Origin of the sequence: Segatella copri (assembly GCF_024330485.1) — a bacterium.
GTDB classification, from domain to species: domain Bacteria; phylum Bacteroidota; class Bacteroidia; order Bacteroidales; family Bacteroidaceae; genus Prevotella; species Prevotella copri_L.
The window spans coordinates 70026-88527 of record NZ_JANDWX010000013.1 but is presented as its reverse complement, the minus strand read 5'-3'; the positions used below and the strand labels follow the sequence as shown (position 1 = coordinate 88527).

The 18502-nt window shown below is 41.1% G+C and carries 17 protein-coding genes; 3 read left to right on the top strand and 14 right to left on the bottom strand.

Annotation, left to right across the window (positions count from 1 at the left end; translation table 11 throughout):
* Positions 1–258 precede the first annotated feature (258 nt).
* From NNC77_RS09195 to NNC77_RS09145, 11 genes are all read right to left on the bottom strand, one after another.
* The gene (locus NNC77_RS09195) at positions 259–1758 is read right to left on the bottom strand and encodes an autotransporter outer membrane beta-barrel domain-containing protein (RefSeq protein ID WP_153093806.1); all 1500 of its coding nucleotides are present in this window, start codon (positions 1756–1758) and stop codon (positions 259–261) included.
* A gap of 30 nt (positions 1759–1788) precedes the next feature.
* Entirely contained in the window at positions 1789–2757 is a 969-nt protein-coding gene (locus NNC77_RS09190; RefSeq protein ID WP_153082867.1) for a hypothetical protein, read from the bottom strand.
* 57 nt (positions 2758–2814) lie between these two features.
* A complete protein-coding gene (locus tag NNC77_RS09185) occupies positions 2815–3771 on the bottom strand; it encodes a hypothetical protein (RefSeq protein WP_153093805.1) in 957 nt (318 codons plus the stop codon).
* 50 nt (positions 3772–3821) lie between these two features.
* Positions 3822–4796 (bottom strand): DUF6175 family protein, encoded by a 975-nt coding sequence (locus NNC77_RS09180; RefSeq protein ID WP_153093804.1) that lies wholly within the window; start codon positions 4794–4796, stop codon positions 3822–3824.
* Positions 4797–4854: 58 nt separating this feature from the next.
* Complete coding sequence (locus NNC77_RS09175; protein WP_153093803.1) at positions 4855–5349, bottom strand: hypothetical protein; 495 nt, start codon at positions 5347–5349, stop codon at positions 4855–4857.
* 38 nt (positions 5350–5387) lie between these two features.
* Positions 5388–5894 (bottom strand): hypothetical protein, encoded by a 507-nt coding sequence (locus NNC77_RS09170; RefSeq protein ID WP_153093802.1) that lies wholly within the window; start codon positions 5892–5894, stop codon positions 5388–5390.
* Between the two features lie 8 nt (positions 5895–5902).
* Positions 5903–6403 (bottom strand): hypothetical protein, encoded by a 501-nt coding sequence (locus NNC77_RS09165; protein WP_153093801.1) that lies wholly within the window; start codon positions 6401–6403, stop codon positions 5903–5905.
* A 256-nt stretch (positions 6404–6659) separates the two neighbouring features.
* On the bottom strand, positions 6660–8183 hold the full coding sequence (locus NNC77_RS09160) for a hypothetical protein (RefSeq protein ID WP_153093800.1): 1524 nt from the start codon (positions 8181–8183) through the stop codon (positions 6660–6662).
* 7 nt (positions 8184–8190) lie between these two features.
* Positions 8191–9042, bottom strand: coding sequence for a hypothetical protein (locus NNC77_RS09155; protein ID WP_153093799.1), 852 nt, complete (start codon positions 9040–9042; stop codon positions 8191–8193).
* A gap of 56 nt (positions 9043–9098) precedes the next feature.
* Positions 9099–10268, bottom strand: coding sequence for an IS4 family transposase (locus tag NNC77_RS09150; RefSeq protein WP_153093798.1), 1170 nt, complete (start codon positions 10266–10268; stop codon positions 9099–9101).
* 133 nt (positions 10269–10401) lie between these two features.
* A complete protein-coding gene (locus NNC77_RS09145) occupies positions 10402–11298 on the bottom strand; it encodes an AbaSI family restriction endonuclease (RefSeq protein ID WP_118201818.1) in 897 nt (298 codons plus the stop codon).
* Positions 11299–11768: 470 nt separating this feature from the next.
* On the opposite strand from NNC77_RS09145, the gene NNC77_RS09140 reads away from it, so the two are divergent.
* A complete protein-coding gene (locus NNC77_RS09140; RefSeq protein ID WP_117728500.1) occupies positions 11769–12323 on the top strand; it encodes a hypothetical protein in 555 nt (184 codons plus the stop codon).
* Here the strand turns inward: NNC77_RS09140 and NNC77_RS09135 are convergent.
* Complete coding sequence (locus NNC77_RS09135) at positions 12308–13534, bottom strand: serine/threonine-protein kinase (RefSeq protein ID WP_254970709.1); 1227 nt, start codon at positions 13532–13534, stop codon at positions 12308–12310. The genes NNC77_RS09140 and NNC77_RS09135 overlap by 16 nt on opposite strands.
* 1708 nt (positions 13535–15242) lie before the next feature.
* Here NNC77_RS09135 and NNC77_RS09130 point away from each other — a divergent pair.
* Positions 15243–15515 (top strand): hypothetical protein, encoded by a 273-nt coding sequence (locus tag NNC77_RS09130; RefSeq protein ID WP_118067395.1) that lies wholly within the window; start codon positions 15243–15245, stop codon positions 15513–15515.
* Between the two features lies 1 nt (position 15516).
* Positions 15517–15915: a type II toxin-antitoxin system VapC family toxin gene (locus tag NNC77_RS09125; protein ID WP_117728507.1), complete on the top strand. Its 399-nt coding sequence runs from the start codon at positions 15517–15519 to the stop codon at positions 15913–15915.
* Between the two features lie 209 nt (positions 15916–16124).
* On the opposite strand, the gene cysK is transcribed toward NNC77_RS09125, so the two are convergent.
* Together cysK and NNC77_RS09115 are read right to left on the bottom strand one after the other, a co-directional pair.
* A complete protein-coding gene (gene cysK, locus NNC77_RS09120) occupies positions 16125–17072 on the bottom strand; it encodes a cysteine synthase A (RefSeq protein ID WP_118255384.1) in 948 nt (315 codons plus the stop codon).
* Between the two features lie 133 nt (positions 17073–17205).
* Positions 17206–18501, bottom strand: a complete 1296-nt coding sequence (locus NNC77_RS09115) for an O-acetylhomoserine aminocarboxypropyltransferase/cysteine synthase family protein (protein ID WP_006849406.1) — start codon at positions 18499–18501, stop codon at positions 17206–17208.
* Position 18502: the final 1 nt, after the last annotated feature.

The following is an 18502-nucleotide window of genomic DNA, read 5'->3' as shown; positions in this document are numbered from 1 at the left end:
TTCTTGATGATTTCTTCTGCTGGGAGCCCACTCTCCATATACTCTCGAACTATCATGATACGATCATCATCTGTAAAAGAGTAGCTATTCAACTCTACCTCACGGGTCTCAAACCAACCTGTGTCCTCATTATACACACGTTCAATTCTTGTCTTACGTTTCATTGTCACTTCTGTTTGTTCCTAAGTGACAACCTTTTTCAGGGAAGTACAGTGAAGGGTAATTAGAATCGATTATCTTGCGTTCTTATTCGTTGGCTTAGAAGTTGAATCTCAGACCCGCATAGATGTTTAATCCATTTCGTTTGTAGCCTGTAGGATCAAAGAAGAAACGCTCTGCATTGCTCTTCGTGTTGTCATCATCCTTAATCTTGTTAAGATTGAAATTAAGGATGTATTCTGCACCAAGGGTCAACTGTAAAGGATAGACAATATTGACATTAAATTTTGCACCTATAGGAACTCGTACGGCATGATTCCATACATCCTTTCCATAGTTTGAAGAGTGATAATCCTTTGTCCCATCATTGTATGTTGCATTTGGTGACTCATACTTGTTGGCAAAGTAGAGACCTTCCCATTGTGCCATAAAATAAGGTACGAATTCCAAGCAATGAGCAAACTCGAATCCCAATCCATATCCTAATCCTGCGTTCATGTAGATTGGACTCTTTACGACATCGCCAGTGTTTGTGGCATAAAGGCGTTTATTATGAATTTCATAAATACCAGTACCAGCTTTCAGCATTATGTATTGTGAAATTCCACTACGGCTTAAGCCTATACGTTTGTCATAAGTAAGGCCAATGCCATAAGAGTGATCCATATATTCACCTGTTATGTAAATGCTCGTGTTTGAGCTAGGCTGATATACAGCTACGTCACCTTTCTTATATGAGGCTTGACCACCGGCAAAGGTGTAAAGATTTGCAGTGCTATCTGCCACATTGCAAGCTCTTGTGGTACTAACCTTTGAAGAATACATTTTACCATTTTTCTCTTTTGTGCGATAGATAGCCACCTTATCACAGTTTTTTAGTCCGTAGATTGTTCCAATGTTTGTAGCGAATGGATTTCTTCCTGTCACTTGTCCACGGATAGCGAAAGCTGGAACTTTAATGGCCATTTTTCTTTTGGTTTTGTTCTTCAGAATTTCTTGCTTGGTGTCTATATCTTTAATTAGCTTTGCTTTGTCAGATGAGACGAAGGATATAGGAACTTTTATTTGGTTATATTTGTCCATGTCATTCCAACTATTGAATACTTGATCAAGGACATCTTTGTTTATCATGACCTTATACACATTCCAACGTTTTTTTCCTTTCTTGGTATTAACGATAAATATGTAGTTGTTCTCTAAGATTGGCAGATAGTCCTCTTTGAGAATGTCGTCTTTTGATATAACTCCGATGGAGGCACGCTCGTCATCAGACTTCAGAACATTTTGCAGTGCTAAGTCTTTTAGACGGTCTTCTGACAATGATGAACCATTGTAGCTAAACAAATAATCAAGTATTTTCTTACCATAATTCTCGCTATTCAAAGTCTCCTCTATTTGCTTAGCCGTATATGTGCTATACGACTGTGGTATTGAGACTTCAACCTTTCTAAATTTGTTACCATATTCCAGCAACTCGTAATTTCCTGCAATACATACGATGTTGCTCTTAGAATCATAAAAAGTTTTCTCTTTTGCAGATAGTGGTGCCGCCAAAAGACAAGAGACAGTGGTAGCGAATATAAAACTTTTGATATTCATGTTATTTTTATTTTTTGATATTCGAGTATGTTATTTTGTATGGACGGCACGGATGTAGAATAAGTCCCTAAACCCACCGACTTTAAATTCCTTGGTATCATAGAGGGAGAAATTATAAACTTCTCTTCCTGTCTGTTCTGATGTATGATACCAAGCTGTAGGCAGAACAATTTGTTTTCCCGAAGGACCAGTCACAATATAATAGTTGTCATGCTTTTCCCATTTACATTTATCCATGAGTTCTTGCCATTGTGCCTTTGTTGGAATGCTCCATCCTTCACCCAAGATATGTGTTGCCACATCAAACTCAGCATTACCTGCAATATTCATAGGTGCTTCTTTTGTTCCGAGGTAGTCCCACATGCCCAGTCCTCCCCATGGATATCCGTCTCCATTAGCAAAAAGATACTGGTGATTCTCATATTGGGTGTTATTGTATCTTGTTATGGCGTTGTTGTGGGCGCTTGTCTTGTCAGAGCAATATTTGCTATATTTATTGTATGCTGAATAGAGTTCTTTGATATCCATGCTCTTTAGATATTCATCATACGTCATAATTGCAGGATAAGTACTATTCTCTTTGTTTGTGAATGAAGGCTTTTCCATAGGCTGCAGGTTCATCTCTTGTTCTAATTCCTGTAGCATTTCGTCAAGTGAAGTCTGTTTGTTCACGGGACTAACGGATCCGATATTAGATGCTGCCCATTTTACAGATAATCCTAAATCTACGTAGCCATAGTATCCTTCTAAACCTTTTCCTTCTGTCCTTTGTTTGCTAGAGTAGGTCTCTGGATCCATTTTTTTGTATTCTGGATGTTTGTCATCTGATTCTGTAAAACTTGTTGGAAAGTTTAGTGCATTTAATTCGTCAATAATTTTTTGCCTGTCAGTTGAAAAATTGTCTCCGACAAACACCTCCATGTCTTTATCTTCACTACAGGAAGACAAAGTTAAGATGCCTCCTAACATAAGGAGAGCGAATGTAAATCTCTTGTTCATAAAATGTTTTTTTTATTATTGAATTGTCTTTAATTACGATATAACCTATAAAGAGTCTTACCACCAATAGTAATGATACACAACCTTAGGGCGGCTTGCGACGTATGCTTTGGCTACCGATTCGGCTGCACGGATGCCAGCCAACTTGACATCTTTCTCGTTTTGCTCTTTTTGGGCTTCTAACTTAAATTCTCTGTCGCTTATGGCTTTGATTCTAGCTCCCATCTCATTTTGCAAGCTCTTGGCTTCAGTTTGTACTTTGGTGGATGGAGCGTCAAGTTTTTCTAGAATTTCATTGGCTGCTGTGGCTCCTTCTTCTGTAGGATTGGCACTCCATGCCGCACGTGCTTGTCTGACAATTTCTAAGTTCTTGTTGTCAAGTGAAGTACTACCATACTGTGCGATGAGCGCTTGGGCGGTTTGGAAGTCCTTATTGTTCATCGGTATAGCAAAGAGCATGTTGATTGCATCGTCATACTTACCTGCTGCTGCCGTAGCTTTGGCTGTTTGGATGATGCTGCCCGACATCTTTTCGTAGTATTTCAATATCTGTTTTTTGCCTTTTAATATGGCTCTCTGCAAGTCTTCCTGGTTAGGATTCACCTTTCTGACTGCATTGGCTATGGCTTGATCTTCTGAGTCACCAATGCCCTTGGCTTCATAACTATAACTGGAGTAAAGCGTTCCGTCTAGCCCGTCCCCCACGTAGATGCCGATATTCACTTGCACAGCATTTTTCTGTGGAAAGGTTTGTGTTTGGCTGCTATTCAGTTTTTGTACATGCGCTGTAATGATAAAGCGATTGTCGAAACCTGCACCTGACATACCATTGGCGGTCGCTATTTGTTGCAACTTGGTAGTGAGCATTGAAGTGGCTTTTTTGCCAAGACCTTCAGTCTCAGAAATGTAAGGGTTCAAGCAAATCAACCCGATGTCCTTGGACGACTGAGCCATTGCCATAGCTGGAAAAGTAATGGCTACGGCAAGGTTGATCAGTATATGTTTGATTTTCATGTGATGAAACTTTTATTAAAACTTGTTTTGTATCGATTCGCCGATTGGCATTATTTTCCTCCTAACACTACGTATGCTTTGCCGATACCGACAGGTGTGGTAGATACGGAAAGTCCAAACTGGGATAGAAACTGGGTGATAGGCTTGATGAAACCATCCATGTTGATGGCTTTTGGCTTACCGCCAAACTTACCCTTACCGAAGAGAGGAAAACGTACCTGCTCATAAGAGAGACGATTGCGTGTCTTGCCATTTTGGGTAAAGGAGCCGTTCACGGTATGCTCGTTCATCCAATAGTCAATTACTTCATTCAGCTCGCCTGTATCTCCATTCAAGTTTACTTCCGACTCGAAGGTGAGAGGACAGTCATTAGCAATCTTGAAGATAACAGAACCTTCACGACCATTTGCTACCAAATCTTCAAAGTGTCGCTGTATGCTACCTGTGAAATTGTCGATGAATCCCAAGACTGATTCTTCTAAGAGTGCAGATATCGGAGCTCCCGAGGCTGAGCTTCTTCCTGTCTCACCACCAATTTGCTTGCTGGTAGCCGCGTCTATGGATGTGACACGAAACTCTACCATATTGCGTGGACCGTATGTTGTACGTGTAAAGGCGATGTTAACCAAAATGTCGGTCTGTGCGACACGAGTCAGTTGGTCGAACTCGTCCTCCACGATTTCACCGTCAGCCTTAGATACCAATGCCAAGTCCATGGCACTCTCATTTTTTAATTCATCGAGGGCACTCTGTAGGTTTTTCAGAGGATAACCACGTTCTTGCATGATGCCACCCATCTTGGTGATAACATTGAGAACATCGTTGTTGAGCAAGGCCTTCTCGTAATCTGGCGATTTCGGGTCGCCATCTTTGACAAACCCTTGGTTGATGCACCAAGCTTTTTCTGGAACCACCATGATGATAGGCTTCATTGCCTTAGGTTGGTTGATATTTTCCGCAGTCGACTGTGCAAAGGCACCTAATGTGCATAGCAATGCCATGAAAGAGATAAATAACTTTTTCATTCTGTTTGTTAATTTAATGATATTTACTAATAACTATAGAACTATGTTGGGAAAACGATTAAAAATAGCTGTTGAGTTTTTTAACAATACCTTCGTCTTCTAGACGCTTACGCAAGTTGTCATACATGACAACAACATAGATTCCCACTTTCCTTCCCTTATCTGTTTTAATGTTGTTCTCGCCTGTAGGGTAGCCTGTGTTGGCATTTTTTACATACTGCAAGAATTCACCTTTCTTGAAGAAGGTGTCAAAGAACTGTTTGTGTTGCTCGTATGCTTCTTTGCTAGGAACAAGTGCAGGTATCTTTCCGGCAATTTCATTTCCTTCCACTCCAGTGAAGATGCAAGCGGCTACAGCGTCTTGCATAGCCCTATCAATCGCCTTGTCGGGAGAACCGGCTATCCCCCATGCTTTCAAAAACTTGGAACCCTGTTGGGCAACTCTAACAATTTGTACTTCGTAACTATGTGTCATGTCGAAAGGATAACTTTTGGCATGGATAGATAGCATACATATAGCCATCATTGCAATTAATAATGTAATTCTCTTCATATTTTTGATTTCCTATTTTATTATTCTTGTTACGAAAACTACTGAAGCTTTAGTTTTCTTGCCCCCATCCATCCAAGTTTATTAATAGACTCGGAGGATAGACTGAAAAATTTGTAATCTTCAGTAACTTTACCTTGTAGTACTAAGTCTTTGGTGTAAATGGTAACATCGTAACCATTTGTTTCCCATTCACCACTCCAGACACAATCATCTTGTGCGACTTCCTTGATGTTGACTTTACCATTACTGTTAAAGGTAATGTGCAATGACTCTGTAAATGTGCTCTTATTCGAGTCACTTTCATCATCATACACGATATCATCTTCCACTTGGCGTGTTACCTTATACACCATTTTCCCTCTTTGTGCAATTATGTCGCTAAAGATTTTAGTAGAATCTACTTGTGGCTTTACAGATTCTGCAATGATGGTATCTTTGGTCGCAGCACTGTCTGTATTTTCGTTCGCTTTTGGCTGTTTGTTGTCGCAAGCAGAGAATGTAGCAACCAAACAAATTGCTAAAGTTTTAACAGTTGATAGTCTCATAATTTTTATTATTTAATTTCTTTTGTAATTTTTGCTGATGCAGCACAGTCATTAGCTCTGACTAATGTAAGGTCTTGCTCGTACTTGTCTGGCATGACATCGAATTTAAGATTGTTGCAAACCGGCATTCCCGTTCTTATAGTATATCCTACATTTGTGAGAAACTTCTTGCCGTTTTGTATCAAAATTAATTTTTCACCTTCATGCATACCGTCAAAATCGTCAATACAGGCTTTCTTTACGCCAGTTTTTTGTAAGGCATCACTTACCTTCATTCCGACAACGAGATTGTTAGCCTTGGCAATGCTATCAGCTCTTGCAATGCTATCAGCATGAGCAATGCTGTCAGCACGAGCAATGCTGTCAATTCTTGCAATACTGTCTGCCTTAGCTTGAACAATGGCGGCAGAATCAATTCCATTCTCATCCTTGTTACTCTTGTTGTTTGAGCAACTTGTGATGCTTGACATGATACATGTAAGCATAGCCATAAAAAAGTATTTTTTCATTTTTATAAAAATATTAAGTTATTCTTTTTAGCTATTTAAGCAAAAGATTTCAATAAATTATATGTATGTTCTTTGAAGAAAATACCGCTGATAGCAGATGTTACTTGCTGCATTATCTGTTATTCGATGTCATGAGGGTGTGTCATAAGTCCATGACGCACCCTCTTGATTATTGAATGATGTGTATTTCCTATATAGCTATAATCTGTTACAAGTCATATCCTTTGCCATTTTATTTTGCAACAGGTCTCTGAACTTATAATCTTCCGTCGTGATAAACATGCTCAACCACTCCGTTAAGACACCAAACTGTGATATTGCTACCCAAACTGCGTAACAATCCACATATCTGGTATTTATTCCATACAGGATGATACACTCTTTCAAACAATTTCACTTTGATACCTTTTATTGTACCAATATAATCATTCAAAATTCCTTCTGGCATTCCAACATAAGGCTCTATTTTTATCATCGCATCTACAGGTTTGTCTCCATATTTTTTTCTGAGCTGAGTTACCTCCTTATACATATACTCATTATCAGCCTTGTTTATCTCTTCTTGTCTCTTGTACTCAGAAGCTTGAGCACCAAGACTGACAAAATCTTCATAACCCATGAGAGGCTTTTTGAGTTCTTCAGCCAATTGCTGCTTTGACATTCCTATATACGACTCTCCAATAACATCTCCTGTACTATTTAGTTTATATCCAGCCACTAATTCGAACTGCTCACTGGACAAACGTTTTGTATTTGCACTCCATAGCGTAGGTTTTACTGGTTTTAACTTCAGATAGCATCCTCCTTTTTCCTGTAAAAATCCATAAAGATTTTCTCCATTTGGATTATATAGGAACGTATACTCTTGACCTTTATATGCAGACAGACAATCAGTCTCTTCTTGTACAGAATAAAGAGTGGCTATAGGTATATTTGCATTAGTACGGCGCATAATAACTCTTCCGTCTAAATAAAGATTTATGCCAGAAAGGCAACCTCCATATTCATCCTTGTAATTAATAGGCTCAATTTTATCCAATGCAGTGGTCATTATCTTGGCATCTTCTCTAAACGAATCATCGCTACTACCATTATAGAATTTTGAAGGTCTGGGAACTTGTTTGATAATTGATACCCATTGCTTAGGGTCACTATTGGTTCTGCAAAGCATGAAAGCAAGACAAGTACCGGTCTTCTTATTTTTAGCAATAACATCCTTCAATGCTCCATTAAAATCATCCCATGCTGTAGGCTCTTGCTGCATAGCATAGAAGACAAAACTCTTCATATAAGACACATAACTCTTTTGGTCTTCTGCATTTTTTAGCTTATCAATACATTCCTTAAGAGTTATCTCCTTGTTTTGATATTTAGCCAAAACATATTCTGCAGTACCATGTGCATAACAGCGTTTTGCAAAAAAGTTCTTCCATTCTGAAAAGTAATTGGCAGGAGTTTCTACTCCAAGTTTGTCTTTATAGTCTGCCTTCAGTTCTTTGTCAACTTCTTCAGGAAGAACCAATTTCTTCTGCCCATTGACTTCCTTGTAGAAAACTATTTCTCTGCTCTTAAGCCATGTGTTGAAAGATGCGTCAACCATTGAGATGTTATATGGAATAAATCTCGCAATATCAGAGATAGACCATTTCTTTGTTTTCAGCAAAGCATTGAGTTCTACAGTTTTGGCAGACTTGACAGAAGAAGCGTTCTGCGCTTTTGTAGTCATACAACTAAAAAGCGCAAAACAGATTATTAGGATATTATAATATATTCTTTTCATATTGTTTTTATTCTGGTAGTTCTATTTCACCTTGTTCTGTATCTTCAGTACTTTCAGTTTTCGGACTATTGAAAACTGGACGCACTAAAAGACCACAATACAAAAACGTTTCATCAGCATTCTGAACGTCTGCTTTTTTTAGGGACGGATTAACCTTCCCGTTTTTTTCAACGGATATCGTTGCTAATATCTGAGCAAGGGATTCCTTGTTGGCAGTTCTATATATAGCCTCCGTCGCTTTTACGGTCATTCCGTTGTATTGTGCTAGTTGTGATAAATTAACGAAAGTCTCATTTTCCGTTATAAATGACATAAGTTTAGCCGATATTTGTTTAGACATTTCCATGTTACTTATTCTTACGTATATATCATTAGGCGGGAAGTAAAGGTAAATGGATTTGCCATTTGGTCCTGTAAATTTCGCAACATATAGTTTGTTGATTACCATATAGTCAAGGGTACAGCTCTCAAACAGTTCTTTCCACTGTTCGGCGGTAGGAATGCTCCATCCCTTGCCATACTTTTTTGTTGCAACATCATACTCTGTTCCTGCAATATTTGTAATGTCAGACTTGAATGTGTATGTATCTGACGTATAAATCTGTTTGGTTGCAGTTTCACCATACGAATAATAGCCACCAACAGAAGTAACGCTTGTTGCACCAATATTTCTATCAGCCCATTTTGTACCGCTTGGCAAACCTAAGTCCACCAATATCGGCTTAGAAGCTGTTTGTTGTGCAGGTCTTTTTGACGCAGTAGTTGGTCTCTTGGTTGTAGTACCTTTTCTTGTCTGTGCTGACAAGGACAATGTAAACATCATTGCACAGGCAATGATAAATAAACTCTTGATTTTCATAATCTTTCAGTTTTTAATTTTATTATATTCGATATCACTAGTGTCCGGATAAAATCTCAGAAGAGGTAACCCTCTATATATTGAGACTCCGGACTATTAATACTTAATTCTTTAGTTACTTTGAATATGGAACGGATGTCATCTTGCTTAAACAGAAGCGGACCAATAGACTTTGATATTGTATGAAGTGTCTGTGGAATATTGAAGTGTTTCTTCGCTATGATAAGTAGCAGATAATCACAAACAGCAATCCACAACTGAAGATAAACGGCATTCTCCGTAGTGCCATAGAACTTCTTAATATGTAGATGTTGTTTAATCCAGCGAAAGTAAAATTCGACACTCCATCTTTCTCTGTAAAGTTCTGCAACTGTCAGAGAATCAATGGTTAAGTTGTTTGTAAGAAACCTATATACGTTGTTTGTTACATAATCCTCGTATACTACCATACGGAGTGGTTCAGGATATTGTACAGAAGGTTTTAAACCTGTCAGACGTATAAGCTGGTCACTTATCAACCCAGTTGATTTGTCAACTTCATATTCCTCTATGATATTGTACAACATGTTGTCTTTTGCTCTGGTTACAAAGTATGCATGCTTAAGATGAAAGCACTCGTAAAGTTGCTTGAAAAAGATATAGCCTTTATCCATAAGGTAAAAGGCATGTTCTTCAACAGGTATCATAGGCATTACCTTCGAATCATGTACAAGACCATTGGTCATGACAATATAAGAAGGTATACTACCTCTGAGGTCGATAAGAGTGTGCATCTTCACGCATCCTTCGCCATGATGAAACTCTGCCCAAGGAGATAACTCAAGACATATTCTTATTGAAGTACTGTCAAGAGCATAGACCATCTCATTCAAGCCAAGGCGAAAGTAGTCATCACGATATAACTCCTTAGCCCACTTGATGAGAACCTTGGCAAAGTCTCTGTAAATCATCCAATTCCTTTTCTCATTGGCTTCTGCCAATGTAGATTTAGGAACTGTACGAAGACCTGCATGGTAAAGACCTTTTCCGCAGAATTCAAGAGTCATTTCAATATCTCTGAGACTTGAACGGTCTGTGAATTGAGCAAAACTCATAATCTTGAACTGATCTAGACAAGTAAGTGTTTTGGCGTGCCAATCACCCTTGTAACGGTCAACACATTTTTGGAACTCATAACGAGAAACCAAAGACATAATCTGAGAAAATATGGTCTTTTTTGTACGCATCACAGTAAATCAGAGCCATTTGAGGCCCATCTGCAAAAGTACAAAATTTAATCCAAAAATTCAAAGAACGATATATTTAATTAATTTTCAACAACTTAGGCTACATGTTCCGGATTTTATCCGGACAATAGTGTTATAGTTTATATTCTCTACTCTTTCTGCGCCAAATACATTTGTTCTGTTTCTTGCTCTCTTCTATATCGAGAGCGAAGATTCCAATGAACTTATAGAATTCCATTCCAAGTTCGTCTTTATGACGAAAGAATGTGATGCGTAGTTTATTGTCTTCAATGCAAGTGTCAACATGCTTCTTACGCTTTATCTCATCCTTTTCATTGAATTCTTCGAATGTGTCTTGGTCTTCCGAAAGATGGTTGCTCCACCCGCTGCGGTTATGAATATTAGGATACCAAATTTCCAGTTTCTCTTTGTTGGGTACAGAGGCTGTTCCAACTCTCAAATAGCCATGATACTTCGGCTTAGTGTTGAAAACGGCGCAAATGTCATCTATAGTTCGGAGCTGGTCATTGTCCTCGGCTTTAAACACACCTTTCTGTTTGTGATATTCCACAGAAAGCCATTTGCTCATATCCCACGGCTTTAAGTCTTGAATTTGATTAATGCGCTCCTTGATGAATGCTACACATTGGTCTATTTGCTGATGAATCTCATTTAGACTTAACCATTCGCCGTCTTTGTTTGGATTGCCACAGGAGATGATGAATTGATCGTTTTGAGTTAGTTTTATGATATTCTCATTTCGATAATCGTCTTCTTTCTTCTGAAAGGCATGGAATGGCTCGTTGATTTCGACAAAGATTCCAATTTGTGGAAGATATAAGTCTGCCAAAGCATATCTTCCATTTGGAAGTTCTACTTTCTGTTGTACGACAAATCGAATTCTCATATCATCTAGTTTATCCCAGATTCGATGGATAACATAGCTTTCGGTCTTCTTATGTTTGATGCAGAAGAAGAGGTGCTCCATGTACTCCAATTGGTAATCAATAGGTGCTTTCTTTTGTCTCATAAGCTAATCATTTACTTGTTTGTTATTTCATTCTTAGGCACAAAAAAGGTGCGAACCAATTTCATTCTGTTCTGAAGGTTCTGGACTACCTGTACACAAAGAATGAAAATCAGCTCACACCAATGGGTATATGTTGATACCCATCCCGCCGAAGCGGAATGGATACAATAATACACGATTGGGTGAACAACTTCTGTCTTCGTTCTTGTGTACAATGAATTGTCCAGATTCTCAGTACGAACCAAGCATGGTTGTTTCCTTAACATGTCTGCTGCTTGTTTAGAACAGCACTGCAAATATACCATTTTTTTTCTAAAGTTGTTCATTGTGAGCTGATTTTTTTGCAAAAATAGGTGTTTTTTCTGCTTTTTCAGCGTTCCATTCCGTTCCAAGTTCAAAATATGAGGTGTTTTTAGTCGAAATATTGGCTTTTTGTGTGTTGGCTGGATTTGTTTCTGTATCTTTGCAGCATGGAACAGATATTACGTGAAATGATAGAAAAGATGGTGGGGCGCAAGATGGTTGTGCCTCGCGACTTCGCTTGGTTGAGCGAAAAGGTGGAGGAGCGTACCCAGCAAAGGGTGAGTGCTTCTACGCTGCGACGATTCTGGGGATACGTGAGCGAAGGGGTTTCTGCCAGTAAGTTTACCAAGAATGTGCTGGCTAATTTTCTCGGTTATGCAGACTTTGAGGAGTTCGGATTGTCGCTAGGGACGGGAGAACGGCAGAGCCAGATGGTTATAGGCAAGGAAATATCTTGCGATGATCTTTATGAGGGACAGATGCTTAAACTTTCCTGGCTGCCCGACAGAACCTGCATCATCAGGTATCAGGGAAATGGTAGTTTCAAGGTGGTATCATCAGAAAATACCAGATTGGCGAAAGATGATACTTTTGAGTGCCATCATTTTATCAATCATGAGCCTGCTTATCTCCATGCTTGGAAACATGGAGATGATGAGCCGGTTACTTACGCAATAGGTAAGAAGAACGGCATCATCGTAGAGCATTACTTAGAAGATTGAAATCTCGACAAGGTGGATTTCACATATCTCTCAGAGGTATAAGAGGACAGCTCGTAGATGATATCGGTCTTCTTGCTGCCAGCGATGTCTTTAGAGAATGTCTGCGGATAAGTGGTCGTGATGAAATCATTGCTCTTATCTATAAACCGATAGAATGCCTCGCTCTTTTTCTCTACAGAACGGATGGTGTCGATGCCGGAATCCTTCCACATCTTGTCGATAGTCTTCTTTCCCTTGGATATGAGTTCGGCGGCTTGTGCCTGTGATGCAGAAGATGGCTCGGTAGCTGTTGACTGCAGGGATTTCTGGCCATTGGAAAGTGGGGCTGGCTTCTTGGTTTGCTGGCGGATGGATGTATCCTTCTTGGCTTCGGTATGTTCAGGGGTAGTGTTTATGCTCCTCTCCGGCTGATGCAGTAATGGGTAACTGATGAAACCTAATAAGATGATACAGACCAAAGCTGCGATTGCGATACGCTTGATACCGGATGGATGGCTGTTTCTGCGAGCCATGAAATCGGCTTTGAGTTCGTCAACATTGGCATATCGCTGGGCTATGGGAGCCTTACATCGTTTGATGATGGCAGTATACGGTTTGCTTGGAAGTATCTTTTCCAGGATACTACCGATACTGAAGATGTCGTTGCGGATGTCTGCCTGTTGGGATACAATCTGTTCAGGTGAGATGTAGCCCGGTGTGCCGGCAGGCTGTTTGAGGATGGTAAAGTCATCGGTATCTGAAAGTCCGAAATCGATGAGCTTTACATGATTGCCGTTATGGGTAATCATGATATTGGAAGGCTTAAGGTCTCTGTGTACTATCTGCTTGGCGTGGATGTAATGCACAGCATCAAGCAACTGGAGGAAGATGTCTTCTCCCTCAGTCTTCCTACCGCTCCAGTGTTCCAGCGTGAAACCATCTATCCATTCCATTACGATACAGGTACCCATTTCGGGTACATCTTCCATACTGTAGGCTGATACGATGTTGGGATGCTGCAGGGATATGAGGATATCGAACTCTTTGTGCAGCAGGTTCTTGTAGTTTCCGTCTTGGCGATATGGCTCCTTCAATCCTTTGAGCACCCACCATCTGCCATAGCGCTTTGCCTTGCAAAGAATGTTGAAACCTTTGCAAGGTATGGGCGTAAAGTCTGAAAATTGCTCAGACCTTCTGCTTTCTTCTATGATGATTCCAGAATATGAATCCATGTTACTCAGACTGGGTTGATAATTCGGTTGCAAAATTAACAAAATAGAGATACCCATCCCACAGAAGCGGGATGGATATGAGTATACATATTGGGGCAAACAACTGGAACTGTCATTCTTGTGTACTGCGAACTGTCCAGATTCTCAGTCCGAACTAAGCGTAGTTGCTACCTCTTTATGTCTGCCGCCATTACTAACGGCATTGCAAATATAGGCATTTTAAAAGAAATTTTCAAGCGGAAACGAATCTTTTAGCATTCTTTAAACTTTTACGATGCTTTTTGTTTGTATTTTAGTTCAAACTCATATCCTGCAAATTTACGCCTTATTATATATCGGGAACTGGTTGCCGCAAATCCACTCTCTTTTTAATGCCTGGCTGGTTGGCTATCAAATCACATTAAAGCGGTCTTTGCCATGGTTGTGCGGGATGGGACCGCCTGGGGATAGCTTGCTATGGGGACGCCTTACTATAGCTTGCTGATTGGAACCGCTGAGTATCTCTGAATCACAATGCAAAGATACGAAATCGGTGAGGAGGCAACTCACAGTTGCTCATACTTGCTCACAGTTGCTCATACTTTTTCATAGATTCTCTTTGCTCTGGTGTTTGTAAGCCCTTTTACATGCCTTGCTTGGTATCACTTCTAAATGCCTGGCTTGTTTGATTTTTAAGGGCTTTGTGATTGGATTGCGGTTCGTAAGCCAGGGGGTTACGGGGCGTAAGTCCCCGACTTTTGCGTCGTAAGTGACTGACTTTTGCACCGTAAGTCTTTGACTTTTGATTCGGAAGTAACCTGCTTCTGGATGACAGGGTGACACTTATGACAGTGATTTCTGAAGATTTACTCTCGCGCGGGCAGGCAGGAAAAATCAAGCCGAAAGTTCCTGCCTGCCCGCGTGCGAGGCGAAAAGTTGAAAAACTAGTGTCATCGTGTCACCGTGTCACCGTGAACAGAGCAGAAAATGTTTGGTATCGCTCTTTGGCTTCGGACACAAATTCCCCTGTCTCCGCCTCCGTTAGCTTTCGGAAGTAGAGATTCACAAATTACTGTTTTTGTCGTGGCGCCTCTAAAGTGGTAATCTTTTGCAAAGATAGAAAAAATAAAATAAATGAGAGTTCCCACTATGGGAACTCGTAATAATATTTATTAATTTTTAGAATCTTTTAAATGATAAAGGCTAGAATTTATACTCGATTCTCGCAAGTTGTAGAAGGATTTTGGGGGCATCTCTCTTGTTTGAGAAGGGTATTGAGAAAATAGTGAAGTGGTATCTCTTTTCGAAAATCACCCCGTCCCTCTTTGTTGATAAAGCGAGCTGCACTCGGCAATTTGAAAGCAAGCTTTCATTGCACTCATTGGCATCGCTTTTTCCCCTTAAAGAGGGCTCCACCTCTCATCTCGGTCTTCTCCCCTCAGGGAAGAAGAGGGAAACCGCCCTACTCGGTGCTCGGAACCGCTACGCTCTAAGGATGGCGGGGCATCAAAGCCCTCGCCAAATTGTGCGGGATGGGACCGCCGGGGGAAGAGAGTTTACAGTTAATAGTTTATAGTTAACAGTTTACAATTAATAGTTTATAGGTTGCTGTTTTCTGATGATTTTGGGTAATTGGCTGATAATTTGCAGATTTATTCTGATTTTCTTGGCGGTTTCGTAGAAAAAGCGTATTTTTGCGGAAAAGTTGAACGTTTTAAAGGAGATAATTATGAATATAGTTGCTTTAAGTAATAGGCTTGCAAGTAAGGTTCCTCATTGGCATGAACTCGAAAAGTTAAGTAAGGAAGATAAGATAGAGGTTATTGCTTTACTTTCCATGTCGATAGCTGATGCAGAGGAAATTAAAACGCCAGCAGATAGGACTAAAGAAATGGTAGAACGTTGCTGTGGTTCATGGGTTGGCGAACAGTCGGCAGAAGATATTATAGCTAATATCAACGAGAGTAAAATGTCAAAGTCAGAACCTGTCAATTTTGGATGATATGAATTACTTGTTGGATACCAATATTTGTGTATATTTTATGAGGGGTAAACGTAATGTTGCTGCTAAAATTTCAGAAATTGGTCAAGAACATTTCTTTATCTCTGAGATGACTTTGGGAGAATTACTTTATGGGGCTCAGTGTAGCGATAGACCTTCTGAGAACATTAGAGCTGTTCATGTGTTTTGCCAGTATGTAACAATATTGCCAACGGCAAATATTTGGAATGAATTTGCTGTACAAAAGGCTTTTCTTCGTAAAAAAGGTCAACTTATTGAAGATGCTGACATAATTATCGGTACTACAGCTATCATAAATAACATGGTTATGGTTACAGAAAACGTTAAGCACATAGGGAGGCTTAATGGTATTGTTGTTGTAAATTGGATGGAAAAATAATTAGCTGTAGGAGTAACCGCCCATGGTAACGGCATGATTAAAATTCCATACGGATCGGATGAGGCGCACCACGCCATAGCAGACTCCTATCAAGACCTGTTTGACAGGAACAGAAAGGCTTGATATGCAAATCCCCAACCTGCTATGGGAAAGCTGGTTGGGGAAATTATGATAGATTTTGCTTCCATCAGAAAATATCCGATTGTGAATTACAAAGGATACTCCTCGAAAGCGTAGAGTACAGTGCTTAAATAACGCTCGCCGGTATCTGGCAAGAGGGCTACAATCTTCTTGCCCTTGTTCTCAGGACGCTTCGCAATCTCGGTGGCTGCAAAGGCGGCGGCACCTGATGAGATACCTACCAGGAGACCCTCGGTCTGAGCCAGGTCACGACCCGCCTTGATGGCATCATCGTTCTGAATATCCAATACCTCATCGATATATTCTGAAGAGTAAGTCTCTGGAATGAAACCGGCACCGATGCCCTGAATCTTGTGAGGACCGCTCTGTCCGCCGTTCAATACAGGCGATGTGGCAGGCTCTACGGCAATCACCTTCACGTTAGGATTCTGCTCTTTCAGGTACTTGGCGATACCCGAAATGGTTCCACCTGTTCCTACACCGGCTACGAAGATATCAATCTCGCCATCGGTATCTGCCCAGATTTCTGGTCCGGTTGTGGCATAGTGCTTGGTAGGATTGGCTGGGTTGGTAAACTGTCCCAGAATTACAGAGCCTGGGATGGAATCGCGGAGCTCCTCGGCAGCCTTGATGGCGCCAGGCATTCCGTCCTTACCACTGGTCAATCTCACTTCTGCGCCGTAAGCCTTCACCAGGTTTCTGCGCTCCACACTCATGGTTTCTGGCATGGTGAGGATGAGGTGGTAGCCCTTTACGGCTGATACCAGAGCCAGGCCTACACCCGTGTTACCGCTGGTTGGTTCAATGATGGTGGCACCTGGTTTCAGGATGCCCTTCTGCTCAGCGTCTTCGATCATCGCAAGGGCGATACGATCTTTTACGCTTCCGCCAGGATTGAAGAATTCTACCTTAGCAATCACTGGAGTCTCCAAACCCTTGGATGCTGAATACTTACCCAATTCTACCAATGGGGTCTTACCGATTAAATCAGTAATCTGTTTATATATCTTTGCCATAATGATTTTTTTAATGTTAAGTGTTAAGTGTTGAGTGTTGAATGTTGAATTTTAATGTTGAGTGTTGAATGTTGAATGCCGTTATTGTCCGTCAGGCAATTCAACATTTAACATTCAACATTCAACACTGAAATTACTTCACATACGTAAATGCCTCATCGAGTGCCTCAATCAGGTCGTCGATGTTCTCGATACCGATGCTCAATCGAACGGTAGAAGGATAGATGTGCTGCTCCTCCAACTCCTCTGGGCTCAACTGAGAGTGGGTGGTTGTTGCTGGGTGGATAACCAGTGACTTCACGTCGGCTACGTTAGCCAGCAAAGAGAAGATGCGCAGGTGGTCGATGAACTCCCATGCCTCTTTCTCACCGCCCTTGATATCGAAGGTGAAGATAGAACCACCGCCGTTAGGGAAGAGCTTCTTGTAAAGTTCATGGTCTGGATGAGAAGGAACGGCTGGGTGATTAACCTTAGCCACCTTAGGGTTGTTCTCCAGATACTCTACCACCTTCAATGCATTCTGAACGTGACGCTCTACACGGAGGCTCAATGTCTCCAAGCCCTGAAGAAGAATCCAGGCGTTGAATGGAGAGATGGTTGCACCGGTATCACGAAGGATGACCGCACGAATTCTTGTTACGAAGGCTGCTGCTCCGGCTACATCTGCGAATACGGCACCATGATAAGATGGGTCTGGCTTAGCGAGAGTAGGGAACTTGTCGGCATTTGCCTTCCAGTCGAACTTACCGCCATCTACGATGACACCACCGAGAGATGAACCATGACCGCCGATGAACTTAGTTGCTGAGTGAACCACGATATCTGCTCCGTGCTCGATAGGACGGATGAGGTATGGAGTGCCGAAGGTGTTATCGATAATCAATGGGATGTTGTGGCGATGAGCAATCTCAGCCAGCTTATCGATATCGGTTACATCTGAGTTAGGATTTCCGAAGGTCTCTGCATAGAGAGCCTTGGTATTGTCCTGGATGGCAGCCTCTACCTGCTCGAAGTTGCGAGGATCCACGATGGTGTAGCTGACACCCTGTGTGGATAATGTATGAGTGATGAGGTTATAAGTACCACCGTAGATGTTGTCGGCAGCTACGATGTGGTCGCCATTCTGAAGGATGTTCTGCAGAGCGTAGGTAACTGCTGCAGCACCAGAAGCGACAGCCAAACCGGCTACACCACCCTCGAGGGCAGCCACACGGTCTTCGAATACACCCTGAGTAGAGTTGGTCAAGCGACCATAGATGTTACCTGCGTCACGGAGTCCGAATCTATCGGCAGCGTGCTGAGAGTTGCGGAACACGTAACTTGTGGTCTGGTAGATAGGCACCGCACGAGCGTCGGTAGCTGGATCTGGATTTTCCTGACCTACATGCAACTGAAGTGTCTCAAAGCGAAGTTTCTTTTCTGTACTCATA